Source organism: Pseudomonas sp. Q1-7 (assembly GCF_028010285.1).
Taxonomy (GTDB): domain Bacteria; phylum Pseudomonadota; class Gammaproteobacteria; order Pseudomonadales; family Pseudomonadaceae; genus Metapseudomonas.
In genome coordinates this window covers 926,343-950,449 of the sequence record NZ_CP116304.1, presented here as the reverse complement: position 1 = coordinate 950,449, position 24,107 = coordinate 926,343, and the positions used below count along the sequence as shown (strand labels likewise).

Sequence of the window (24,107 nt, the reverse complement as noted above, 5' to 3'; positions counted from 1 at the left end):
GGGAGTCTCCCATTCCAAGCTTCAATAGGTGGTCAGCGATAATGCCGTTGGCTAGTCAAACAAGTGCAATTGCTCACCGGGCCAAGCTTGCGTTTCTCAAACCCCACCAGCGTAACAGAGCATTTAGCGACATATTCCCATCCGTACTGCACGCGCCCCTACGGGCTTCATCCGCAGATTCTGCTCACCCTTGACCAAGTAATGCATGGCGCGGTGAACATGTGGCCGGACATCATCGTCGCTACGCAAAATAATGCCGATGGCACACCTGTCTCCGTAGGCATCCTTGTCATGGTTGCAACTGTCGTAGCATCCCTGCCCTTGAGTGATGCGCTCCCACAGTTCTCCGATCTTCTGGGCCTTGTAGACGTCGCCGCGCACCTCCGCCCCATTGAAGAAAAAGGCAGCATGGATGTGGTAGCCCCGACGCGCCCCCTGCTCGACGCTGCAGATATATCCCGTTTCGTGCTCGAAGATCGGGTTCCGCTCACGTGCATCAATCAGCCTATCCAGATGATCGAACACGTGCTCAGCGCGCAGCCTGGCCTGCGCTTCCGTACGGTAGTAGAGGTTGACCCTGACCACTACCGTGCGTGAGTAGCGATCCAACACGGCGTCGACGTACTTACTGACCCGACGCTGCAACTGGCCCACCTCATAGCTACGATCGCTCTTCCTGCGGCGATAATGCGGCTCACAAGTGAGCTCGCGAATCCGTTCGACCACAGCATTCATGGTGCGATGAGAGTCCAGGTATGCGGATTCTTGCTCGTTCAGACACACAAGACCGACCGGGCTACGCTCCAAGCCGATGTCACAGCAGGCATCCTGGAACACTTGTAGGTGCTCGCTGTAGCGGTAGGAGTGGCAATCATCGAACAGATCGAACATCTGCTGGATGTGATCGAAGTAGCGAGACAGCCTGGTCTCTTCAACCTGCTCTTCTCCAGAGCGCGTTTGCCTGAATCTGAAGGCAGGGGTGTCGTGCTGCTCGATCGCTTGGACTAGCCGTTCGATCTGGACAGCAACCTCGGATTGGGAAAGCTGGATGTAGGGGGCAAAGCTGGTCATGGTCGTGTACCTGATGGTCTGTGACGTATCAGGTACAGGCTGTGTACTTTTTAACCGACAACCCGTGTTCTCCTGTCTGGGCAGTGGGTGGTAGTAGATGGCTGGATGAGCTACGTGTGTTGGTAGGTAGTAGATGTATGTATATAACTAGAACCAGCTCATGCCACAGACCGAAATCCCCGGCAGGCAAGGCAGCGTGGAGCGACACTGCCCTGCTGGCAGGGAGGTTTGCCGGCCTGCGGCATGAGTGAGTTATCTGAGATTCGCCCCTCCGCATTACCAGCATAAGCACCATGGCGGAGCCCAAGCTCCGCCATGGTGCTGTATGTCATCAACAGGTTTTCTGCTCCGGCGTCATGCTGCGACAGCCTCAGCCAAGTCACGCTCCGCGATCCTGGCCAGGATCCAGTCGTGCACCTCGCGTTCTACCCAGCCCACACAACGGTCTCCCAGAGAGACCGGTTTCGGGAAGGTACCCTCGGCGATGTACTTGTAGACGGTGGACCGGGCCAGGCCGGTCGAATCGATGACTTCTTTCAGGCGAATGATCCTCATGAACGGGCTCCTCGTGTTCGTTCAGAGGATTGGCACGCCCAGTAAAAAACTACCTGGCCCTGCCCTTAGAGCTATGGCGCAGAGTCAGCAGCCTGGCTCGCCCCCAAGGCATCTACTCGGTACAGCATGAAGAAAAGCTGAACCCGACCATCCGAAGGTACGATGCACATTTCCTCAAAAGTACCATCCACCCAGAGAGGCAGATCAGACCTCTGGGCGAAGGTCCTCGCAACAGTGAAAGCCAGTCTGTAGAAATGGCTAATGATCTCTTCCCACTCCAGATCATGCACTTCCTGACCATTCCTCCATCGTTCAGGTACCTGGAAGTCAGCCGAAATCGTCTCACGAAGCTGAGCGTCTTCAATGGTCGGTGTGATCGTTGGGTTGACCCCGTAGCGAGAAAGCACGTACGAGGCATACCTGAGAAACCTAAATCGAAGGACATCAAAGACAGCATCACGTTGCCCCGACAGGAAGGCTTTGAGGCGAACGGGCCTAGCCTCCTTCTTGCCGAGATCCAGTCCTAGGATTTGGTCACGCGAGGGACACTGCGCGCCTGGGTGCCCTAGCTTTTGCTCCGGCAAAAACTCCTCACCCGGTATCCCAGCCCCAAGAACGGCCAGATCAAGAAAATAGGTACTACTGGCCTTACTCTTGGGAAATATCGAACTGGAGATTCCGGGGATATGGGCGACGATCAGCCTCGAACCCACTAAGCCGTCCAGCCGATACCTCAAGCGGGCATCGCTAAACCCTGTCAACTGCTTGAGCTTTCCCTTACTAATCGTCACCACGCCGAACTGGTCCGCATGCATCAACAAAGTGGCCAGTAGAAATCGATTGCACGCACTCAAGGTCGTGTCACGAGGGCTAGCGTCCTCTTTGGCTCCCCCTTCTTCCAGCTCCAGCGCCGCAGTCATGATGTCTTCCGGAGAAAAGAGACGCGCCACAATAGGCGCATGGACGTGACATACCTGCTGTCGCCCCTGAATTTCCGCCAATGTGGCAGGCGAGATCCTGAAAAGGATCGGCGGCCTTCCCCGCCTTCCCGGCACTCCCTCATCGAACACCAGCGCCCCTGCAGCCTCGAGCTCGCGGAGCGCTCTCTTGACCGGCTGCTCCGCAAGACGGAACTGCTTGGAAAGGATCTTTGGCCTTAAGGCCTGACGCCTGTTACATGCACCAATCTGCACCTGACGGGATACCGCTTCAAGCAGGAACCTGGCCTCGGGCCCACAGCCAGCTAGAGCAGTGCATTTCTCATGAACATACAGGGACATCGGTAAGCGTCGTCGTTTAAATCAGCGAAATTAACAGGTGATAAAAAGGCTATAAAATAATTTTTAAGTTATGCGTTACGTGACTGATAACATAACGCATAACCAATAAATTTTCATTTACAAATTAATACATATTTTTCATTGCGAAAAATAGAAATCTGAGGGCCTCGAATTGACAGCTAACCGCGAAGGATGGCTTCCTCAACGGGAAGCAGAATGGGCAAAGGACTACATCTGGACTCGCACCAAATCGGAGCATCTCTCTAAGATCGTCAACGACGCATCAAGCCCTCGATGGAGATCGACGCACTCCGATGTGATGGCCGTCATTAAGGCCCTCCAGGAGCACCCCGAAGGATGGATACTGATTCAGAAGCTCAAGAATGCCTTGAAGCAACGCAAGTACCGCTCCCCCAGCAACGGCAGAAAGGCATGCACCTTCTCGCTTCCCAATTCCACCGTGACGCAGCTCCGCCGACTAGCTAGGCAGCGTCAACAGACAGAAACATCAATAGTCACCTCGCTCATCGACGATGCAGAGCAACGGAGTCAGAAAGACAGTGAGCAGGTGAAAAAGCTGAAGGAGGCCTTAGTGCTTGAGCGCGAACGTAGAGCGTCAGAATCGGACTCGTACAAAGCGCAGCTCGAAGAAGCAATGAAACAGCTTGGGAACCACCTACAGCGCCTATCGATGTGGGAAACCATCCATGGAGAGAGTCTGCCGAACTCAGATCTCGATGAAGCAGCCATCAAGCAACTGGTCGAGAGGAAAATGGAGCAGGCTAGAACCGCTCTTCGCTACGTCGCCCAGGAAGGCCTGCTCAGCAATAGCCGAGCAAGGTAAAAAGAGAAGTAGCATTTACCAGTTATGGATCATGGCCACTCTTGCCAATTCAACACCACTGTTTGAACTGATGAGCAAGACTGATCCAGAGGGCCCTGCAATGCACTTCCCCAAAGGATGCTCAAAGAGGGCCCTCAAGTCCTGTGCGGTTTACGCAAGGGACAAAGTGTGGGTCAATGTGAGGGTCAAGCGAGCATGAATTTTATTTATTCTTTAAAATCAAGTAGATAATCAAAAAGAAAGCCGGCCACAAGCCGGCTTTTTTATTGCCTGAAGATTAGGTATCACGGACCTTCATCGTTCCCCCTTCGCGTCCCCCTGCCTTGCCTCACATCGCCCCAAACGACGGACAGTCGCTGATCTGCCAGTTGCGGCAGCCAAGTTAAGGAACTCTTAGTAACGCCCTGAAAGAAGTACGGCAAGCTCAGCGCAGAGATTCTTCCGGTGCCCTGGCAGGACTGCGTGAGCCGGGTACAGACCATGGAACTTCCGGACCAATGCCATGACCGACTTCAAGCCCCTCCCCCAGCCCTGCCAGGACGTGCTTTTCTTCAACGCCTCCGCCCCGGCGACGGATCTTTTCGATACCGCCGAGCTTCGCATGAACGCGGTACTCAGCCTGTTGCATCTGGTGGAGTTCAGCGACAGCCAGGACCTCACCCGGCACCAGGCGGCGCGATTGGCCGCCGCCGTCGGCATCCTGCTGGCGGATGCCCGCGTGCTCTACGAGGCGGCGCACCTTCGCCTGCTGCGGCCAAGCCTGGACCTTGATGCCGGCTCATCAGCCGAGAACGCCTGACCGACCCGCCCTCGGCGGAAGGCTCGGGTTAGAATGCCGCTCCGTTTTCCCTCGTGCCGCTCCGCCATGAACCTCGACGCCATTACCACCCTGGAACAGCAACTGACCTCCGCCCTGGAGACCCCGCCAGCGGAGGTGCGCCGCATTTTCCATGGCCGTGGGCGGCGCTGGCCGGGGCTGGAACAGGTGACGGTCGACTGGCTGGAAGGGGTGGTGCTGGTGTCGCTGTTTCGCGAACCGGGCGGGGACGAGATCGGCGCGCTGAAGGCGATGTTGCTGCGGCTCAGCGCATCCCCAGTCTGGAGCGAGAGCCAGGCACGCAGCCTGCTGCTGCAGCATCGCTACCTGCTGGACAGCACCGTGGAGCTGCTGTGGGGCGAGGCGGTGGATGAGTGCGTCGTCAGCGAAAGCGGCCTGCGCTACAAGCTGGACCTGGGCAAGAAGCAGAACAACGGACTGTTCCTGGACATGCGCCATGGCCGCGACTGGGTGCGTGCCAACGCCCGGGGCCAGCAGGTGCTCAACCTGTTCGCCTACACCTGCGGCTTCTCGGTGGCGGCCATCGAGGGCGGTGCGGAGCAGGTGGTGAACCTCGACATGGCCAGTTCGGCGTTGAGCCGGGGGCGCGACAATCACCGCCTCAACGGCCATGACCTGGGCCGGGTGAGCTTCCTCGGCCATGAGTTGTTCAAGTCCTGGGGCAAGGTGAAGAAGCTCGGTCCTTATGATCTGGTGATCATCGATCCGCCGTCCTTCCAGAAGGGCAGCTTTGCCCTGACCCGCGATTACCAGAAGATCCTCCGTCGTCTGCCGGAATTGCTGACCGAGAACGGTGTGGTGCTGGCGTGTGTGAACGATCCGGGGATCGGCCCGGACTTCCTCATTCAGGGCATGAAAACGGAGGCGCCTGAGTTGAGGTTCGTGGAGCGACTGGAGAATCCGCCAGAATTCGAAGACATCGATCCGGATGCCGGATTGAAGGCGTTGGTGTTTCGACGCGGGTAGATCGAGCGGGCAGGGTCACCCTGTAGGGGCGAATTCATTCGCCAAGCAGGACGAAGTCCTGCCGTAGGTTGGTGCGGGCCACGCTGGCCCGAGGAACGAGGCCCAGCATCATGCTGACTCCCCCTCTCCCCCGGCCCCTCTCCCACATGTGGGAGAGGGGTGACTCACGCCGGCCGAATTTGCGATACCCATCAACCATGTCCGCATGGGTATCGCTCCGCTCAACCCATCCTACGTCTCTGTCCGTGCCAGGGTTCGATAAACCTGTGGGGGCGAATTCATTCGCGAAACAGGACGCAGTCCTGCCCCGGGGTTGGTGAGGGCTAGAACGGCACCGTCAGCTTCAACCAATAGGCCTCCCCTTCGGCGCGGTTGCGCACCTGGGTTTCCTGCTCCCACTTGGCGGTGAGGAACCAGCCCTGCGGGTTGCTGTACATGACCGACGGGCCGATGGCGAAGGCGCGCCCCTTGTTGTCGTCGATGCGCTCGCCGTGCTGGCGGTCGTCGGTGGTCTGGCGATGGAAGTAGCCGCCCACGCCCAGCACCCAGCCGTTGCCCAGCCCCCAGCCGACGGCGTAGTCGAAGTGGAATTCCTGCCCGGAGCGGTAGTCGGTGGCGTTGTTTTCCAGGTTGAAGTCGTACATCAGCTTGACGCTGGCGTTGAGGCCGGCGGGGTCGACGTAGGAGATTGCCCAGACCGGCTCCACGGTCCAGTAGTTGCGGCCGATATTGGCCAGGTCGCCGCGGTCGTATTCCCCGGTGGGGGCGATGAAGTCCAGGGCGAAGATGCTGTGCAGCTTGTCGCTGTGGTGGAAGCCCAGGGCCGGGCCGAAGATGATGTCGCCCAGGCCCTTCTTGTGCTGCGACTGGCCGTTCACGTCCACCTTCAGGTCGACGAAGGGGAACAGCGCGGCAAAGGCCAGGTTGCCGCCGAACAGTTGCTGCTCGGAGACCCAGATCAGGCGCGGCGCGATGACGCTGGCACGCACGCGGAAGTCCACCGGCAGGCTCTTGCCGTCATTGCCGCGCAGGGTGTCGGCCTCGTAGTGGGTGGAGAATACCTGGCCGTAGAGGCCGGGCGGCGGCATGGCGCCGGACATGTAGTTCTCGGCGCCCATCGGGTAGGTGGAGCCGCCGCCTTCGGTGGCCTGGGCGACGGGCCCGAGGGTGGCGAGGATGCAGCAGGACAGGGCACGCAGTGTGGCGCTCATCGGCATTTCCTTCTTGTTTTTATGGGCGTGGGCCGCCGTCCGCGCTCGCGGCGCGGAGCGGCGGGTGAAGCGGGTCAGATGCGCTTGAACAGCGCCGAGCGGGTGCTCTCGCCGGCGCCATCGGCGGCGGTGAGGAAGCGCTCCATGAAGATGTCGCGCTCGAACAACCGCCCCTGCATCAGGGCAGTGATGGCGGCGTCGATCATCGGCGGCGGCCCGCAGAGGTAGGCCTTGTTGCCGGAGAAGCGGCCGTCGAAATGCTGCTTCGCGGCGTCATGCACGTAGCCACGGAATCCGCTCCATTCACTGTCTTCCGCGGCCTGGCTGAGGGACGGCACATAGGTGAAGTTCTCGTGCTCCTCGGCCAGGCGCTCGAACAGCTCGCGGTTGTACAGCTCCGCCCGGTTGCGCGCGCCCTGGAACAGCACTATGCGCCGCGTGTCGCCCTGCTCCAGCAGGTCGAGGATCATCGACTGCGGGCTGGACAGCCCGGAACCGCCGGCGATGAAGATCAGGTCGCCGGCCTGCGAGCCGCGCACGAAGAACTGGCCATAAGGGCCGGACAGCTCCAGCGCATCGCCCACTTGCAGCGTGTCGTGGATGAAACCGGTGGCCTGGCCGCCCTCCACCCGCCGCACGTGCAGCTCCACCTCGTCGGCGCGACTCGGCGGGTTGGCCAGGGAGAAGGCGCGGGTGCCGTCGATGCCCGGTATCTGCAGGTTGATGTACTGCCCGGCCTGGAAGTCCATGGGCCGGTCCAGCTTCAGGCGCACCCCTTTGATGGTGGGCGACAGGTCGTCCAGGGCGACCACGGTCGCGCGGTAGTCCTGCACGGCGTAGCCGGCGAAGTCCGGGTCGACGTCGATGTCGGCCTCGATCACCAGGTCGCTCTGCGGGATGGCGCAGCAGGCCAGCACCTTGCCTTCGTCGCGTTCCATGTCCATCAGGGCGAAGGGCGAGGCTGCGCCGACGTCCACCTCCCCTTCCAGCACCTGCAGCTTGCAGGTGGCGCAGGTGCCGTGGCCGCAGGCGAAGGGCAACCAGACGCCCTGGCGCAGTGCGGCCTGGAGAATGGTCTGGCCCTCCTCGACGTCGATCTGCTCGCCGGTGGGCTCGATAGTGACCTGGTAACTCATGGCGACCTCCTCAGTTGAAGCTGCCGTCGAGGCCATCCAGGCCGGGGGTGGCAAGGTGCAGCAGGCTCTTGTGGCCGATGCCGTTGGCGGCGAGGCCCTGCTGCGGATCGGGGTGGAATTCGGCGTCGTCGAGGCGCCACCGGGCCTGGGTGAAGTCCACCCTGGCCGCATCCGGGTGCGGCGCGATGGCGGCTTTCACCACCTGCTCGATGAAGTCGCCAAAGGGCATGTCCGGCGGCAGCGGCAAGGTGAAGGGGGCGCAGAACATCAGGTGGCGTTCCCAGCAGAGGTACACCAGTTGCAGGCCGTTGAAGTGTTCCTGGCGGTCCAGGGATTGCGCCGCATAGGCGCCGATGGCAGTCACGGGCATGATGCTGTCCTTCTTGTAATGGGGTGGAGGGCTCATACGGCCTTGGCGCTATCGACCGTATCGAGGCCGGCGGGCTTGTCGCCCTGCCATTCGCGCCAGCGCTGGTGCTCGGGCGAGCCCTGGTAGTCGAAGTTGTCCTGGCCGAAGGCGATGTTGTAGTAGTCGCGCACCACGCTCTCGACATCGCCGCCGCCGCAGTTGCCCTGGAAAATCTGGTGCACCGGCAACCAGGCCTGGACGTACTTCTCCGGCTCGTGCTGGAAGATGTCGCAGCAACCGTCCGAGCAGAAATGGAAGCGCTCGCCGCCATGCACGACGCTGCGATGGCTCAGGGTGGTGTCGGCGTCCGGCTCGGTGAAGGACAGCGGGATCTGGCAGATCTGGCAGAGCATCGGCAGCGCAGTGTTGTAGAAGCGCTCGCCACGGGCGTGCATCTCGCGCCAGTGCTCGTAGCGCGGGCGGTAGATGCGGTCGAAGGTGTCCGGGTACTTGGCCGAGAGCCAGTCCAGTTCTTCGTCCGTGGGCATCCAGGTGTGGAAGTTGGTGGCCTGGCTGTACTGGTAGAAGATCGACCAGGCCTGGTGGCTGATGTGCTGTTTGCCGATGGTGGTCTGCTCGACGTACTTGGGCGGGCGGATGCCGTAGCGCTCCAGGTCCTTGAACAGCGCGCCGCCGGCCTGCTCGTAGTACACCTCCCAGGCTTCGGCCCAGGACATGACTTTGTTCGGCAGCATGTAGTCCATCATCATTCCCACCAGCGTCAGCAGGCGGTAGCCGCGCCAGAACCACTTGTCGATCCAGCGCTGGATGATGGGCACGTTGTCCTCGTGCTGTTCCAGCAGGAACTTGATCACTTCCAGGCCCAGGGTCATGTGACGCGCCTCGTCGGACTGGGCCGAGAAGCCGAAGGTGACGGTGGCCATATCGCCGTTGTAGGCGGCGCCGGACATGAAGGGCACGAACAGCAGGTTGGTCAGCACGTATTCGAAGCTGAAGGAAATCGCCGTGAGGAACTCGAACGGCCCGGCGGTGCGGGCGTCCTCGAAGAAGGACTTGGGCACCGAGAGGAACCACACCCGGTCGTGCATGTGGGCGAAGTCATGCAGGCCGTTGAAGTGCTTGTTGTAGTGGCTCATGGCGTGGATCTGGGTCTGCACGTGGCGCAGTTCGTCGATCGCCTGCATCTGGCAGGCGACCCGCGCCCCGGCGCCGCCGAAATGCCGGCCGACACGGGCGAAGCCCTGGTAGGCCTGGTACTCCAGCGGGGTCACGCCGCAGAGGAACAGCTTCAGCGCGTTGACGTAGCGCGCGTCGGACAGGTTGGTATGGCCGTTGTTCTGGGCGAAGGCGTCGAAGATGGCGTAGAGCTTCTTCTCCTTCTCGGCCTGGTACTTCCAGTAGGCGTCCATGGTCAGGCGGAAGGGGTCCTCCCACTTGTCCCAGTCGGTGATCTTGATGCCCTCGAAGCGCTCGTAGGGGTAGATGTCGTCCTTGCTCTGGTAGCTCGGCTCCCAGGCCAGGTCGCGGGTCAGGCAGCGGTACTTGTCTTTCTGGTTCAGGCGTTTGGCGGCCATCTCGGTGCTCCGGATTCTTGTTGTGAAGGCGCGGTCAGTTCCAGTGCAGGGCGAAGCGGTCTTCGTCTTCCTCGACGTTGCCGCCGAGGGTGATGACGTCGATCAGCATTTCCTGCACGTCCCATTCGCGGCCGAGCTTTTCCTCCACCGTGGCGCGGTGGATCTCCAGGCGGCCTTCGGCCTGGATGCGGATCATGGCCGGCTGGTGCTGGACCTCGGCGTGGGGGTTGTCCTGGACGATGGCTTCGACGATGTAGCGGGCGTTGTCGTTGTCCTGGAAGGCGATGTAGACGAGGGACGTCATTGCGCGGCTCCTGCAAGGCTGAGTTTCTTCAGGCGGGCGGAGAAGTCGCCTGCCACGCTGTCGAGGGCATCGCGTCCCGGCCCCATCTCCGCCAGCGGCGCCAGGGCCTCCAGGGCGCGGGCCTGCCAGTGGGCGACCCAGCCTTCGACGAGCTGGCGGTTGTCGGCGCTCTCGGCCACCACCGTTTTCACCAGGGCATCGACCCAGCGCTGGGTCTCGGCGAACCACAGGCGCATGAACTCGGTGAGCATGCCCACCTGGCCGGCGCCCTGGGCGCAGAGCTGTTCGTCGAACTTGTGGAAGACCAATGGATACAGCAGGCCGTCGCTGACCAGGTTCTGCGCCAGGGTCAGCTCGAACCAGTCGCGCACCACCAGCGTGTCTTCCACGTAGAGGCGCAGGCCCTGCCAGGCCGGCTCTTCCAGCCACTGCCGCTTGGCCTCGGCGAGCAGCTCGGTGCCGCCGTCGTCCAGCATCAGGCCGATGCGCGAGAGGTACTGGGCGATGCCGAGGCGGTCCATGGCCTGGAACATGTGCATCTGGGTGAGACTGGTGCCGAAGCCGTCGGCGGCGATGCCGCTGTTGTTCATGTTGGCGCCCAGCTCGGCGTGGCGCAGGGGCAGCAACAGGTGGGCGATGCGCTCGCGGCTGGCGGCATCCAGGGTCGCCAGCAGGTTGCGCTTCTCGCAGAAGGCGTAGTCGTGCTCGGCGTTCTCCTGCATCTTGGCGCGGGTCTGCACGTAGGCGCCGTAGTAGAACTGGCGCGGGTCGCTGACGGCATACCAGTCGGCCATGCGCACGGCGGTGCGGCTGGGGTCGTTGAGCAGCTTGTCCGGCTGCCACAACGGTCGATAGTGGAAGTTGGTGGCCGCCTCGATGTCGAAACTGGCCTCCTGGTAGCGGCTGGCAGGCTTGTCGCCGAAACGTCGGCGGGTGTGGCTGAAGGTCTGGCGGATCGGCTCGGCCGTCGCCGTCTTGATCTCGATACTCATGCAGGGCGTCCTGTACTTGTTGTTGTGGGGGATCGACGCGAGTGGCCGGGGTCAGTCGGCCTGGCCGCGGCTCGCGCCGTAGCGCCATTTCTCCATGTCGGCGTCGACGGCCTCGGCCATCGCTGCATCCATGTGCCGGACCCGGTTGCGCTCGCAGAAGCTGGCGAAAGCCGCACGCGGCAGCACCAGCTCGACGAAGAGGTCCGGATAACCGATGGCGAAGTCGAACTCGACGAACGCGGCGTCGGGTTCGCTGCGTACCCGCACGTAGCGCGGAAGCTGATCGAAGCTGGGTTGTGGCTGGCTCATGCAAGGCAACTCCGGGGGCGGTTGCCAGGGCAGGAGCAACGGCTGTGCCAGGGGCCTTCAAGTCGCCGCCATAACAACACAAGTGATTGTTTTATATAGACTTTAAAAGAAGACACAGCGTCTGGCGCGACGCATCCGCGAACGCACGACCTTCACCATTTGATCAAAGCCCCGCAGGCGGTTTGAGCAAATGAGCAACGCTGATCCGCCGGCTTGCGCGGCAATTGACTTTTGTCCGCCAATCAGGCCGCTTAGAAAAAAGAACGTGGCCGCCTTGCGTACGCCGGCCGCCCGGACGAATCGCAGGAATCGCCTGCCTGAGCGATGCTTCACCGAACTCCCCGCACAAGAACAATCAGGGGTGCGACACCATGAAAGTCGACTACAAGGCGTCGGAACACTGCCCGACCCTCAAGGACCTGACCGACCGGGTTCACTTCCTCGGCAACGAGGGCAAGATCTGGCTCGATGAGCAGCGCATGCTGCTGCTCCAGTCCGCCGCCATGGGCTCCTTCCGCCGCGAGCTGGTGGACATGCTCGGGGAGGAACGGGCCAAGGGGTTCTTCCTGCGCCTGGGCTACCAGTCGGGGCTGAAGGACGCCGAACTGGCGCGCAAGCTGCGCCCCGGAGCCGACGCGGTGGAGATGTTCCTCACCGGACCGCAACTGCATTCCCTCAAGGGCATGGTCAAGGTCAATCCGCTGGAGATGAACATCGACATCGACAACGGCCAGTTCTACGCCGACCTCGAATGGCAGAACTCCTACGAGGTGGAAAACTGCCAGGTCGAAGGCCTGCACTCCGACCAGCCGGTGTGCTGGACCCTGCTGGGTTACGCCATCGCCTACTCGTCCTTCTTCCTCGGCCGCCAGGTGCTCTACAAGGAAGTCAGCTGCCGGGGTTGCGGCGATGCCCGCTGCCGCATCATCGGCAAGCCGGTGGAAGAATGGGAGGACGCGGAGGCCTTCCTCCGCTATTTCCAGAGCGACCCCATCATCGACGAACTCCAGGCCTTGCAAGTGCAGGTGGCCGACCTGCGCCAGCGCCTGGAACAGGATGCCGGGCAGTACTACGGCATCGGCAAGGCACCGCTCTACCGCAAGGCCTGCACCCTGATCGACAAGGTCGCGCCGGGCAAGGCCTCGGTGCTGCTGCTGGGCGAAACCGGGGTGGGCAAGGAAGTCATGGCGCGCAGCCTGCACCTGCGCAGCGAACGCGCCGCCGGCCCCTTCGTCGCGCTGAACTGCGCCGCCATCCCGCCCGACCTGATCGAGGCCGAACTGTTCGGCGTCGAACGCGGCGCCTACACCGGGGCGCAGCAGTCGCGCATGGGCCGCTTCGAACGCGCCAACGGCGGCACCCTGTTCCTCGACGAAGTGGTGGAGCTCACGCCCCGCGCCCAGGCCAGCCTGCTGCGCGTGCTGCAGGAGGAAGAACTGGAACGGGTAGGCGACTCCCAGACCCGCAAGGTGGACGTCCGCGTGGTGGCGGCCACCCACGAGGACCTCGCCCAGGCGGTGAAGGACGGTCGTTTCCGCGCCGACCTCTACTACCGGCTGAACGTCTACCCGGTGTTGATCCCCTCACTGCGCGAACGCAAGGAAGACATCCCGCGCCTGGTGGAGCACTTCCTCTCGCGCCTGCACGCGGCCTACGGCAAGACCACCCTCGGCCTTTCCGACCGCGCCCTGGAAGCCTGCATGCGCTACGACTGGCCGGGCAACATTCGCGAACTGGAGAACCTCATCGAACGCGGCGTGATCATCACCGACGCCAAGCAGAGCATCAGCGCCGACGCGCTCTTCCCCCACCTCTCGGCCGAAGCCGACAGCATCGGCCTGTCCAGCGACGGCGCCCTGGTGGAGGCCAGCGCCAGCGCCGCGCCCGAGTGGGTGGAACGCCTGATCGACCACGGCGTCAGCCTCGAAGCCGTCGAAGAAGCGCTGATGCAGGGCGCCATGAAACGCGCCCGCAACAACGTCTCCGAAGCCGCGCGCCTGCTGGGCATGACCCGCCCCGCCCTGGCCTACCGGTTGAAGAGACGCCCGGCCGAAGGCCCCTGAAAGGAACCCGCCCGTGGCAAAGCCCGGCCCATCCACTAGAGTTCCTGCATCGCTTCCCGATCATTCCGCCCAAGGAGGGCTTCCATGCGCCTGATCTGCGTCGCCGCTTCGCTGTTCCTGCTCGCCGGTTGCTCGTCCTACCGGGCGACCCCGGAACACATCACCCAGGTCCCGGCCGATCGCCTCCTGGCGTTCCAGACGCCGGTGGAGGGCGGCGGCCGGATCGTGGTGAACCGCGACATGGGCGGACTGGGCAGCGGCTGCTACATCGCCGTGCATGTAGACCGCCAGCTGGCGGCGCGCATCGGCATCGGCGAAGAGGCCAGTTTCGAAGTGCCGCCGGGGGATCGCATCGTCGGCATCGGCATCGACGAACAGGACGACACCCTCTGCTCCAAGGGCCGCCTGCGCCGTGAAAAGGCCGCCCGTGTGGAGCCCGGCCAGAGCGAACACTTCCGCATCGTCAGCGACAACCGCGAAGGCTTCGGCCTGCTGGCGGACGAGCCAAAGGCCCAATGAAAGAGGCCGGAAGCGGGACTGCTGAACCCGGTTCCGGCCTGACGCCTTAGCGTGACTCTCTGCGTTTTCAGTCTTCCGCTGCTACTGCCTGGAAAGGCTGTGGAGTGGGCTTCCCTGCACGTTACTGCCCCCGCCCCATACGAGTTAGTGAAAGCATACTGCTATCGCGGAACCAGGCACCCCCGCTTATCACCGATTCGGCTCATTGGTCGGCGGCCCTCCGTGCGGCCGACCATTCGCCCCGCCTTTGCCACCGTTCATGCCCGAGGAGTAACCTGCCGCTTTTTGCGCAGCCGTCCATGAACCTCCACGACATCATCCTGCTGTTGCTCGCCGGCTTCGCCGCCGGCGGCATGAACGCCCTCGCCGGTGGCGGGACCTTCTTCTCCTTTCCCGCCCTGCTCGCCACCGGCCTGCCACCGGTGACTGCCAACGCCACCAATGCCGTGGCCCTGTGGCCGGCCAGCCTGGCGGCGAGCTGGGCGGCGCGGGAGCAATTGCGGCCGCTCGGGCGCTACGTGGTTCCGCTGGTGCTGGTGTCGCTGCTGGGTGGCCTGGGTGGCGGTCTGCTGCTGCTCGCCGGCGGCGACGAAATCTTCCGCCGGCTGATTCCCTGGTTGCTGCTGGCCGCGACCCTGCTGTTCGCCGCCAGCCCCTGGCTGAGCCGGCTGATCAACCGCCAACGCGAGGCCGGAGAACTGCCGGCCCACGGTCTTGGCAGCCATCTCTGCCACAGCCTGGTGGCCATCTACGGCGGCTACTTCGGCGCCGGCATGGGCATCCTGCAACTGGCCGCCTTCTCCATCGAAGGCCATCCCCTGCTGCGCGCCAATGCCCTGAAGAACCTGCTGTCGAGCACCATCTACAGCGTGGCGGTAGTGACCTTCGTGGTGGCCGGCCGGGTCAGTTGGGCGGAGCTGGCGGTGCTGCTCGCCGCCGCCAGTTGCGGGGGCTACTGCGGCGGCGCCCTGGCCCGGCGCCTGCCGACCCTCTGGCTGCGCTGGCTGGTGATCGCGGTGGGCGCGGGGATGACGGTGTATTACTTCGTCACCACCTGAAACCACCCCACAGGCTGCAGGAGCAAGGCGGACAGAAGGCCGCACCACAGGTTGTTCGCAGGTGGGTGCCGAGCACGGCGGGGCCCAACAACCCAGACATCACTGGGCTACCGACTGAGCCAGCCCCACAGGAAAAAGCGGCTGCGGACCGCAGCCATCCGCCCCCTTCATTTGCCCGCAGGGTGCGGCTCTGCTAGTGTCGCGCCCGATTCGACCTTCGCGAGACAGCAGCATGGCCCGCAAGAAAGCCACCCCCGATTTCGAACAGTCCCTCGCCGACCTGCAGAGCCTGGTGGAACGCCTGGAAAGCGGTGAACTGTCGCTCGAGGACTCGCTCAGCGCCTTCGAGCAGGGCATCCGCCTCACCCGCGAATGCCAGGCCGCGCTGAACCAGGCCGAGCAGAAGGTGCAGATCCTGCTGGAGCGCGACGGCCAACTGGAAGAAGCGCCCTTCGACGCGGACGAGCCAGCATGATCGCCGACTACCAGGCGCGCTGCCAGCAGCGGGTCGACAGCGCCCTCGGCGAACTGTTCAACGCGCCGCTGGCGCCACTGGAGCGCCTTTACCAGGCCATGCGCTACAGCGTGGTGAACGGTGGCAAGCGCGTTCGCCCGCTGCTGGTCTACGCCGCCTGCGAAGCCCTCGGCGGCGATCCGGCCCGTGCCGACGGCGCGGCCTGCGCGGTGGAGCTGATCCACGCCTATTCCCTGGTCCATGACGACCTGCCGGCCATGGACGACGACGATCTGCGTCGCGGCCAGCCCACCACCCACATCGCCTTCGACGAAGCCAGCGCCATCCTCGCCGGCGACGGCCTGCAGGCGCTGGCCTTCGAGGTGCTGGCCGACGGTGAGCGCAACCCCCACGACGCCGAGACCCGCCTGGCGATGATCGCCAGCCTCGGCCAGGCCGCCGGCCCTGCCGGCATGGTCGGCGGCCAGGCGATCGACCTCGGCTCGGTCGGCCGCAAGCTCGACCAGGCCGCGCTGGAAACCATGCACCGGCACAAGACCGGCGCCCTGATCGAAGCCAGCGTGCGCCTCGGTGCCCTGGCCAGCGGCAAGGCGAACCCCGCGGCGCTGGCCGCGCTGCGCATCTATGCCCGCGCCATCGGCCTGGCCTTCCAGGTGCAGGACGACATCCTCGACGTGGAAAGCGACACCGCCACCCTGGGCAAGACCCAGGGCAAGGACCAGGCCCACGACAAGCCCACCTACCCCGCGCTGCTCGGCCTCGACAACGCCAAGGCCTACGCCCTGGACCTGCGCGACCAGGCCCTGCGCGCCGTCGCCAACCTGGGCGACAGCGCCGAACCGCTGCGCGCCCTGGCGCGCTACATCGTCGAACGGCGCAGCTGACCGCCGCCGGGCCTGTGCCGATTTCGTCACACGCCCGGCAGAAATCCCTCAAGCCGCCGACGCCCCCACGGCGCCACCCTTGCGAGCCCCTTCCAGCGCAGGGGCAGGCAGCAGCAGCGTCTTCTGCCAGGAAATGCCGCACACGGCAGGCCCCTGCCTACGGCACACTCATCCTCTGCACCAGCGCCCGCCAGCGGTCGACAATGCCTGAGCGGGTGGGATGACGACAGCGAGGAGGCACATCGCATCATGAAACTCGAACACCTGCCCACCGCCCGCAACCTGGCCACGCTGCTCGACGGCCTGGAGCAGATCGTCCCGCTGCTGGATGCCATGCCCGACGTGGTGTTTTTCATCAAGGACCCGCAGGCGCGCTATGTGCTGGTCAACCAGACCCTGGCCCGGCGCTGCGGCCTCAAGAGCAAGCAAGCCCTGCTCGGGCGCACCGCCGAAGACGTTTTCCCGACCCGCTTCGGGCCGAACTACACCGAGCAGGACCGGCGCGTCCTGGACCGGGGCGAGCCGCTGAGCGACCAGTTGGAACTGCACCTGTACCCTGGCCGGCAACCCGGCTGGTGCCTGACCCACAAGCTGGCGCTGCGCGACGACCAGCAGCGGGTGATCGGCATGGCCGGGATTTCCTACGACCTGCAGGCCCCGCAGTCCAGCCACCCGGCCTACCAGCGGCTGGCGGCGGTGGATGCCTACATCCGCGAGCACTACGACACCGCCATCAGCCTGGAACAACTGACCGACATCGCGGGTCTCTCGGTCGCCCAGCTGGAGCGTTTGTGCAAACGCATCTTCCAGCTCACGCCCCGGCAGATGATCCACAAGGCGCGCCTGGGCGCCGCCACCCAATTGCTCACCGGCGACCTACCCATCACCGAGATCGCGCTCAGCTGCGGCTACACCGACCACAGTGCCTTCAGCCGCCAGTTCAAGGCCCTGACCGGGCTTTCCCCCAGCCAGTACCGCGACACCTGCCGGGGCTGATCCGCTCCGCCCCAGCCCCTTCAGGCGGCCGTCTGCGCCAGCGCTTTGGAAACAGGCTCGCGCCCGGCGGCCAGCAGGCCGAGACGCACCAGCAGCCAGGGCATCGCCAAGGCAACGAACAGCCCCATGACCAGCCCGCGCAAGCCTTGCCAGAGCTGCGGGTCCAGCGGCCAGGATGCGCCGGCCAGCTTCAATGCTTTCTGCAGCAGGATGAAGGCCACTGCGCCGATGGCGGCGGCCAGCAGGCGGCGCCAGGTGGCGACCTCGGCGGAGAACGCCACCTGGCGATAGCCGAACAGCACGCCGATCATCAGCCCCGCCAGCAACGGGACGTAGCTCGGCGCCACACCCGGCCAGGTCAGCCAGGCCGCCAGAAACACCAGCAGGATCAGCCCCAGGTGCAGCAGGCCATGGGCCTCGCGCCACCCGTTCCAATGCCGCACCTGGGCGAACAGCAGCAGGGTGGCGACACCCAGCAGCGAGCCGCCCAGCACGTCCTCCACATCATGGGCGCCCAGGTACAGGCGGCTGAAAATGATCCCCGTCACCACCACCCCGCTGACCAGCCAGGCCCAGGTGCGGCGCAACTCGAAGGCCAGCCAGAACCAGATGACCACGGCGATCTGCGCGTGACCGCTGGGCAGGCCGAAGCTGTCGCCCACGTCGTGATCCATGCGCAGGGCAATGTCCGGGCGCGGGTCCTGCCAGTAGTCCTTGAGCCAGGCGTTGAGCAGCGCAGTCACGGCCACCAGCACCAGCAGGCGCAGGAACACCCCACGGTTCCAGGCCCAGTAGCCGAGGGGGAGGAAGAACAGGATGAACTTCTCGTAGCCCAGCAGGGTGAAGAAACGCATCACCGGCGTCAGCGTGTCGCTGCGCAGGGGCAGCACCCAGTCCAGGCTGTGCAGCAGTTCGTTCATGGACGGTCCTTGTAGAGGGGATAAAGGCGCCAGAGATACTGCAACCGGCGCACCACGAACAAGGTCCGATCAGGACAATCCATGTCACCGGATCATCAATCGCCCTGAGTGGCGGGTATTCGTCGCGACACAGTTGGCTGCGGCGTCGTGCGGTCGATGCCTAAGATCCATGGATCGCCCGCCAAGGACCTCCGCCGTGAATCGAGCCATCCAGTCCCTGCTGATCGCCAACCGTGGCGAGATCGCCATCCGCATCGCCCGCGCCGCCGACGAGCTGGGCATCCGCAGTGTCGCGGTGTACGCCGAGGACGATGGCGCCTCCCTGCACCTGCGCAAGGCCGACCTGGCGGTGCCGCTGCAGGGCCGGGGCGCGGCCGCCTACCTGGACGCCGCGCAATTGGTGGAGGTGGCCCGCCAGCAGGGTTGCGACGCGCTGCATCCCGGCTACGGCTTCCTCAGCGAGAACGCCGACTTCGCCCGCCAGTGCGAGGCCGCCGGCATCCGCTTCGTCGGCCCTTCCCCCGAAGCCCTTGAACTGTTCGGCGACAAGGCCCGCGCCCGTGAGCTGGCGGCGCGCTGCGGCCTGCCCCTGGCCGCCGGCAGCAACCGCGCCACCAGCCTGGCGGAAGCCCGCGCCCTGCTGGAGAGCGGCCCCATCATGCTCAAGGCCCTGGCTGGCGGCGGCGGGCGCGGCATGCGTGCGGTGCGCGAGGCCGGCGAGCTGGAGCAGGCCTTCGAACGCTGCCAGTCGGAGGCCCGCGCCGCCTTCGGCAATGGCGACCTCTACGTCGAGCGACTGATCGACAATGCCCGGCACATCGAGGTGCAGGTGCTGGGCGACGGCGAGCGTGTCGCTCATCTCTGGGAGCGCGATTGCAGCCTGCAACGACGCCATCAGAAGGTGATCGAGATCGCCCCCGCGCCGGGACTGGACGCCGGCCTGCGCCAGCGCATCCTCGAGGCCGCGCTGACCCTGGCCGGCGCCGTGAACTATCGCGGCATCGGCACCTTCGAGTTCCTGGTGGACGGCGAACGCGGCGACTTCGTGTTCATGGAGGCCAACCCGCGCATCCAGGTGGAGCACTGCATCACCGAGGCGGTCACCGGCATCGACCTGGTGCAGGCGCAGCTGCGCCTGGCGGCTGGCGCCCGCCTGGCCGAGCTGGGCCTGTTGGAGCCCGCCGCACCCCGTGGCTTCGCCGTGCAGCTGCGGATCAACCTGGAAAACATGCAGGCCGACGGCAGCGCCCGCCCCGCCGGCGGCCTGATCAGCGCCTACGAGCCACCCAGCGGACCGGGTATCCGCGTCGACGGCTATGGCTACGCCGGCTACGCCACCAGCCCGAGCTACGACTCGCTGCTGGCCAAGCTGATCGTCCAGGGCGACGACCTGCCCGCCACGCTACGCCGCGCCTACCGCGCCCTCTGTGAATTCCGCCTGGAAGGGGTGGCGAGCAATATCCATTTCTTGCAGAACCTGCTGCGCCGCCCGGAGCTGGCCACGGGCGTGGACACCCGCTTCATCGAACGAGAAATCGGCCAACTGCTGGCACCACAGCAGGAAGCCCATCCGCACCGGTTCGCCAGCGTCGCGACCGGCATTGCCGGCGCCCAGGCCGGACAGGTGGACGCCCCGGCCGGCTGCATACCGCTGAATGCCCCCAGTCAGGGCGTGCTGGTGAGCCTGGACGTGCAGGTGGGCGACGCCGTCGCGGCCGGCCAGCCGGTGGCGGTGCTGGAGGCGATGAAGATGGAGTTCGTGGTCAAGGCCAGCCAGGGCGGCATCGTCCGTGCCCTGGCCGTGGCACCCGGCAGCAGTCTGTTCGAAGGCGCACCGCTGTTGTTCCTGGAGCCAGCCGAGGTGAGCAACGGGGCGCTACAGACCGAGGAAAGCATCGACCTGGCGCAGATCCGCGCCGACCTCGCCGAGGTGCTCGAACGCCACGCCATCACCACGGACGAGCGACGCCCGCACGCGGTGGAAAAGCGTCGCCGCACCGGCCAGCGCACCGCCCGCGAGAACCTCGATGACCTGCTCGACGAGGACAGTTTCATCGAGTACGGCGCCCTGGCCCTGGCCGCCCAACGCCGGCGCCGCGCGCTGGAGGCGCTGATCGAACAGAGCCCGGCGGACGGCCTGGTGGCGGGCATCGGCACAGTCAACGCCGCCCTTTTCGGCGCCGAAACGGCGCGTTGCATGGCCATTGCCTACGACTACACGGTGTTCGCCGGCACCCAGGGGGTGATGAACCACAAGAAGACCGACCGCATGCTCGGCCTCGCCGAGCAATGGCGCCTGCCGCTGGTGCTGTTCGCCGAGGGCGGTGGCGGCCGGCCGGGGGATTCGGACTTCGTCGGGGTGGCCGGGCTGGATTGCCACACCTTCGTCGGCATGGCCCGGCTGTCCGGCCTGGTGCCGCTGGTGGGAGTGGTGTCCGGCCGCTGCTTCGCCGGCAATGCGGCGCTGCTGGGATGCTGCGACGTGATCATCGCCACGAGGAACGCCAGCATCGGCATGGCCGGCCCCGCGATGATCGAGGGTGGCGGACTGGGCCGCTTTGCCCCGGAGGAGGTCGGCCCCACCCGCGTCCAGGGCCCGAACGGGGTGATCGATGTGCTGGTGGCGGACGAAGCCGAGGCGGTGCGGGTGGCGCGGCAGTACCTGTCCTATTTCCAGGGCGACCTGGCGGACTGGGAATGCGCCGACCAGCGTCTGCTGCGCCACGCCATCCCGGAGAACCGGCTGCGGGTCTACGACATCCGCGCGTTGATCGAGACCCTGGCCGACCGGGGTTCGGTGCTGGAGCTGCGGCGACAGTTCGCGCCGGGGCTGGTCACGGCGTTTATCCGCATCGAAGGCAAGGCCTTCGGCCTGATCGCCAACAACCCGATGCACCTGGGCGGCGCCATCGACGCCCAGGCCGGCGACAAGGCCGCGCGCTTCATGCAGCTGTGCGAGGCCTTCGACATCCCCATGCTGTCCCTCTGCGACACCCCCGGCTTCATGGTGGGCCCCGAGTCGGAGAAGCAGGCCACGGTGCGCCACGTTTCGCGGATGTTCGTTTCCGCCGCCGGCCTCTCGGTGCCCTTCTTCACCGTGGTGCTGCGCAAGGGTTATGGCCTGGGCGCGCAAGCCATGGCGGCGGGCAGCTTCCACTCGCCGCTGTTCACCATCGCCTGGCCCAGCGGCGAATTCGGCGCCATGGGGCTGGAAGGCGCGGTGCGCCTGGGTTACGCCAAGGAACTGGCCGCCGTGGCAGACCCCGCCGAGCGGGAAATGCTGTTCCAGAAGATGGTTGGCAAGGCCTACGAGAACGGCAAGGCGATCAACATGGCCAGCTTCCTCGAAATCGACGCCGTCATCGACCCGCAGGAAACCCGCCGCTGGCTGCTGCGCGGACTCAACGCCGCGCCCCGCCCCGATGCGCGCGACGGCAAGAAGCGGCGGTTCGTGGATACCTGGTAGCGCGGGCGGGCGGCAAGGGCATCCGACACCATGTCTTGGGCAGGCAAAGCGGCATCAGGTAAACTTGCCCATCTTTTTTTTGCCCATAACGATAAGCCTGATGCCCACGACGTTCCACGAGATTCCCCGCGAACGCCCCGTCACGCCCCTGCTCGACCGCGCGGTAACGCCGGAGGCGTTGCGCCGGCTCGGTGAGGCGGAGCTGGAAACCCTGGCCGACGAACTGCGCCAGTACCTGCTCTATACCGTCGGCAAGACTGGCGGCCACTTCGGTGCCGGCCTGGGCGTGGTGGAACTGACCATCGCCCTGCATTACGTCTATGACACGCCCGACGACCGGCTGGTCTGGGACGTGGGTCACCAGGCCTACCCGCACAAGATCCTGACCGGTCGCCGCGAGCAGATGGGCAGCCTGCGCCAGAAGGACGGCATCGCCGCCTTCCCGCGCCGCGTGGAAAGCGAGTACGACACCTTCGGCGTCGGCCACTCCAGCACCTCCATCAGCGCCGCCCTGGGCATGGCCATCGCCGCCCGCATGCAGGGTTCGGAGCGCAAGTCCATCGCCGTGATCGGCGACGGCGCGCTCACCGCCGGCATGGCCTTCGAGGCCCTCAACCACGCCTCGGACGTACAGGCCGACATGCTGGTGATCCTCAACGACAACGACATGTCGATCTCGCGCAATGTCGGCGGCCTGTCCAACTACCTGGCGAAAATTCTCTCCAGCCGCACCTACGCCAGCATGCGCGAGGGCAGCAAGAAAGTGCTCTCACGCCTGCCCGGCGCCTGGGAAATCGCCCGCCGCACCGAGGAATACGCCAAGGGCATGCTGGTGCCCGGCACCCTGTTCGAGGAACTGGGCTGGAACTACATTGGCCCCATCGACGGCCACGACCTGCCCACCCTGGTGGCCACCCTGCGCAACATGCGCGACCTCAAGGGCCCGCAGTTCCTCCATGTGGTGACCAAGAAGGGTAAGGGCTTCGCCCCCGCGGAGGTCGACCCCATCGGCTACCACGCCATCACCAAGCTGGAGCCGATGAACGCCCCGGCCGCGCCGAAAAAGCCATCCGGGCCGAAGTATTCCAACGTGTTCGGCCAGTGGCTGTGCGACATGGCCGGGCAGGACCCGCGCCTGGTGGGCATCACCCCGGCGATGAAGGAAGGTTCCGATCTGGTGGCCTTCGCCGAGCGCTTCCCGGACCGCTACTTCGACGTCGCCATCGCCGAACAGCACGCCGTGACCCTGGCGGCGGGCATGGCCTGCGACGGCGCCAAGCCGGTGGTGGCGATCTACTCCACCTTCCTGCAACGCGGCTACGACCAACTGATCCACGACGTGGCGGTGCAGAACCTCGACGTGACCTTCGCCATCGACCGCGCCGGTCTGGTGGGCGAAGACGGCCCCACCCACGCCGGCAGCTTCGACCTCTCCTACCTGCGCTGCATCCCCGGCATGCTGGTGATGACGCCGAGCGACGAGAACGAACTGCGCCTGCTGCTCACCACCGGCTACCACTTCGAAGGCCCGGCGGCGGTGCGCTACCCGCGCGGCAGCGGCCCCAACGCCCCGATCGACCCGGCCCTGGCGCCGGTGGAAATCGGTAAGGGCGTGGTGCGCCGCAAGGGCAGTCAAGTGGCGATGCTGGTGTTCGGCGTGCAGTTGGCCGAGGCCCTGCAGGTGGCCGAATCCCTGGACGCCACGGTGGTGGACATGCGCTTCGTCAAACCCCTGGACGAGGACTTGGTGCGCGAGTTGGCCGGCAGCCACGAGCTGCTGGTGACCATCGAAGAAAACAGCGTGATGGGTGGCGCCGGGGCCGCCGTCAGCGAATTCCTCGCCCGCGAGAACCTGGTCAGGCCGGTGCTGCACCTGGGCTTGCCGGACTATTACGTGGAACACGCCAAGCCGGCGGAAATGCTCGCCGAATGCGGACTGGACGCGGCCGGCATCGAAGCCTCGGTACGTCAGCGGATAGCGCTGCTGGGCCTCTGAGCCCGCCCCACGCGATGGGTTTCGCTTCGCTCTACACCATCCTACGCAGCCCGACCGTAGGATGGGTTGAGGCACGAAACCCATCGGCCCGCGATGATGGGTTTCGCTTCGCTCTACACCATCCTACGCAGCCCGACCGTAGGATGGGTTGAGGCACGAAACCCATCGTTCCGCTGTGATGGGTTTCGCTTCGCTCTACACCATCCTACGCAACCGCAACCGTAGGATGGGTTGAGGCACGAAACCCATCGTTCTGCTGTGATGGGTTTCGCTTCGCTCT

General features: G+C 64.9%; 22 protein-coding genes. 11 read left to right on the top strand and 11 right to left on the bottom strand.

Annotation, left to right across the window (positions count from 1 at the left end):
* Positions 1-123 precede the first annotated feature (123 nt).
* The 3 genes from PJW05_RS04355 to PJW05_RS04345 form a co-directional block, all read right to left on the bottom strand.
* On the bottom strand, positions 124-1,071 hold the full coding sequence (locus PJW05_RS04355) for a YagK/YfjJ domain-containing protein (protein WP_271410520.1): 948 nt from the start codon (positions 1,069-1,071) through the stop codon (positions 124-126).
* Between the two features lie 354 nt (positions 1,072-1,425).
* Positions 1,426-1,626: a helix-turn-helix transcriptional regulator gene (locus PJW05_RS04350; RefSeq protein WP_271410519.1), complete on the bottom strand. Its 201-nt coding sequence runs from the start codon at positions 1,624-1,626 to the stop codon at positions 1,426-1,428.
* Positions 1,627-1,697: 71 nt separating this feature from the next.
* The gene (locus tag PJW05_RS04345) at positions 1,698-2,906 is read right to left on the bottom strand and encodes a hypothetical protein (protein WP_271410518.1); all 1,209 of its coding nucleotides are present in this window, start codon (positions 2,904-2,906) and stop codon (positions 1,698-1,700) included.
* A gap of 172 nt (positions 2,907-3,078) precedes the next feature.
* On the opposite strand from PJW05_RS04345, the gene PJW05_RS04340 reads away from it, so the two are divergent.
* From PJW05_RS04340 to PJW05_RS04330, 3 genes are all read left to right on the top strand, one after another.
* Entirely contained in the window at positions 3,079-3,750 is a 672-nt protein-coding gene (locus tag PJW05_RS04340) for a hypothetical protein (RefSeq protein ID WP_271410517.1), read from the top strand.
* 502 nt (positions 3,751-4,252) lie between these two features.
* Positions 4,253-4,549: a hypothetical protein gene (locus PJW05_RS04335; RefSeq protein WP_271410516.1), complete on the top strand. Its 297-nt coding sequence runs from the start codon at positions 4,253-4,255 to the stop codon at positions 4,547-4,549.
* A 66-nt stretch (positions 4,550-4,615) separates the two neighbouring features.
* Positions 4,616-5,554, top strand: a complete 939-nt coding sequence (locus PJW05_RS04330) for a class I SAM-dependent methyltransferase (RefSeq protein ID WP_271410515.1) — start codon at positions 4,616-4,618, stop codon at positions 5,552-5,554.
* A 323-nt stretch (positions 5,555-5,877) separates the two neighbouring features.
* Here PJW05_RS04330 and PJW05_RS04325 read toward each other — a convergent pair whose 3' ends face one another.
* From PJW05_RS04325 to PJW05_RS04295, 7 genes are all read right to left on the bottom strand, one after another.
* Complete coding sequence (locus PJW05_RS04325; protein WP_271410514.1) at positions 5,878-6,765, bottom strand: SphA family protein; 888 nt, start codon at positions 6,763-6,765, stop codon at positions 5,878-5,880.
* Between the two features lie 74 nt (positions 6,766-6,839).
* Positions 6,840-7,901 (bottom strand): NADH:ubiquinone reductase (Na(+)-transporting) subunit F, encoded by a 1,062-nt coding sequence (locus PJW05_RS04320; protein WP_271410513.1) that lies wholly within the window; start codon positions 7,899-7,901, stop codon positions 6,840-6,842.
* A gap of 10 nt (positions 7,902-7,911) precedes the next feature.
* Complete coding sequence (locus tag PJW05_RS04315; protein ID WP_271410512.1) at positions 7,912-8,271, bottom strand: phenol hydroxylase subunit P4; 360 nt, start codon at positions 8,269-8,271, stop codon at positions 7,912-7,914.
* Between the two features lie 32 nt (positions 8,272-8,303).
* Positions 8,304-9,845, bottom strand: coding sequence for an aromatic/alkene/methane monooxygenase hydroxylase/oxygenase subunit alpha (locus tag PJW05_RS04310; RefSeq protein WP_271410511.1), 1,542 nt, complete (start codon positions 9,843-9,845; stop codon positions 8,304-8,306).
* 34 nt (positions 9,846-9,879) lie between these two features.
* Positions 9,880-10,149, bottom strand: a complete 270-nt coding sequence (locus tag PJW05_RS04305; protein WP_137823516.1) for an MmoB/DmpM family protein — start codon at positions 10,147-10,149, stop codon at positions 9,880-9,882.
* Entirely contained in the window at positions 10,146-11,141 is a 996-nt protein-coding gene (locus tag PJW05_RS04300; RefSeq protein ID WP_271410510.1) for an aromatic/alkene monooxygenase hydroxylase subunit beta, read from the bottom strand. The genes PJW05_RS04305 and PJW05_RS04300 overlap by 4 nt, the downstream gene beginning before the upstream one ends.
* 51 nt (positions 11,142-11,192) lie before the next feature.
* Entirely contained in the window at positions 11,193-11,450 is a 258-nt protein-coding gene (locus PJW05_RS04295) for a phenol hydroxylase subunit (RefSeq protein WP_271410509.1), read from the bottom strand.
* A gap of 371 nt (positions 11,451-11,821) precedes the next feature.
* Between PJW05_RS04295 and PJW05_RS04290 the strand changes: the two genes are divergently transcribed.
* From PJW05_RS04290 to PJW05_RS04265, 6 genes are all read left to right on the top strand, one after another.
* A complete protein-coding gene (locus tag PJW05_RS04290) occupies positions 11,822-13,513 on the top strand; it encodes a sigma-54-dependent Fis family transcriptional regulator (protein ID WP_271410508.1) in 1,692 nt (563 codons plus the stop codon).
* An 84-nt stretch (positions 13,514-13,597) separates the two neighbouring features.
* Entirely contained in the window at positions 13,598-14,032 is a 435-nt protein-coding gene (locus PJW05_RS04285) for a 3-isopropylmalate dehydratase (protein ID WP_271410507.1), read from the top strand.
* A 299-nt stretch (positions 14,033-14,331) separates the two neighbouring features.
* The gene (locus PJW05_RS04280) at positions 14,332-15,090 is read left to right on the top strand and encodes a sulfite exporter TauE/SafE family protein (RefSeq protein ID WP_271410506.1); all 759 of its coding nucleotides are present in this window, start codon (positions 14,332-14,334) and stop codon (positions 15,088-15,090) included.
* A gap of 232 nt (positions 15,091-15,322) precedes the next feature.
* Entirely contained in the window at positions 15,323-15,565 is a 243-nt protein-coding gene (locus PJW05_RS04275; RefSeq protein WP_271410505.1) for an exodeoxyribonuclease VII small subunit, read from the top strand.
* A complete protein-coding gene (gene ispA / locus PJW05_RS04270; protein ID WP_271410504.1) occupies positions 15,562-16,449 on the top strand; it encodes a (2E,6E)-farnesyl diphosphate synthase in 888 nt (295 codons plus the stop codon). Before PJW05_RS04275 ends, ispA begins: the two co-directional genes overlap by 4 nt.
* A 249-nt stretch (positions 16,450-16,698) precedes the next feature.
* Positions 16,699-17,445 (top strand): AraC family transcriptional regulator, encoded by a 747-nt coding sequence (locus PJW05_RS04265; RefSeq protein ID WP_271410503.1) that lies wholly within the window; start codon positions 16,699-16,701, stop codon positions 17,443-17,445.
* Positions 17,446-17,465: 20 nt separating this feature from the next.
* Here the strand turns inward: PJW05_RS04265 and PJW05_RS04260 are convergent, their stop codons facing one another.
* The gene (locus PJW05_RS04260) at positions 17,466-18,365 is read right to left on the bottom strand and encodes a phosphatase PAP2 family protein (RefSeq protein WP_271410502.1); all 900 of its coding nucleotides are present in this window, start codon (positions 18,363-18,365) and stop codon (positions 17,466-17,468) included.
* A 196-nt stretch (positions 18,366-18,561) separates the two neighbouring features.
* Between PJW05_RS04260 and PJW05_RS04255 the strand changes: the two genes are divergently transcribed.
* Entirely contained in the window at positions 18,562-21,831 is a 3,270-nt protein-coding gene (locus PJW05_RS04255; RefSeq protein WP_271410501.1) for a carboxyl transferase domain-containing protein, read from the top strand.
* 100 nt (positions 21,832-21,931) lie between these two features.
* Entirely contained in the window at positions 21,932-23,827 is a 1,896-nt protein-coding gene (gene dxs / locus PJW05_RS04250) for a 1-deoxy-D-xylulose-5-phosphate synthase (RefSeq protein WP_271410500.1), read from the top strand.
* Positions 23,828-24,107 lie beyond the last annotated feature (280 nt).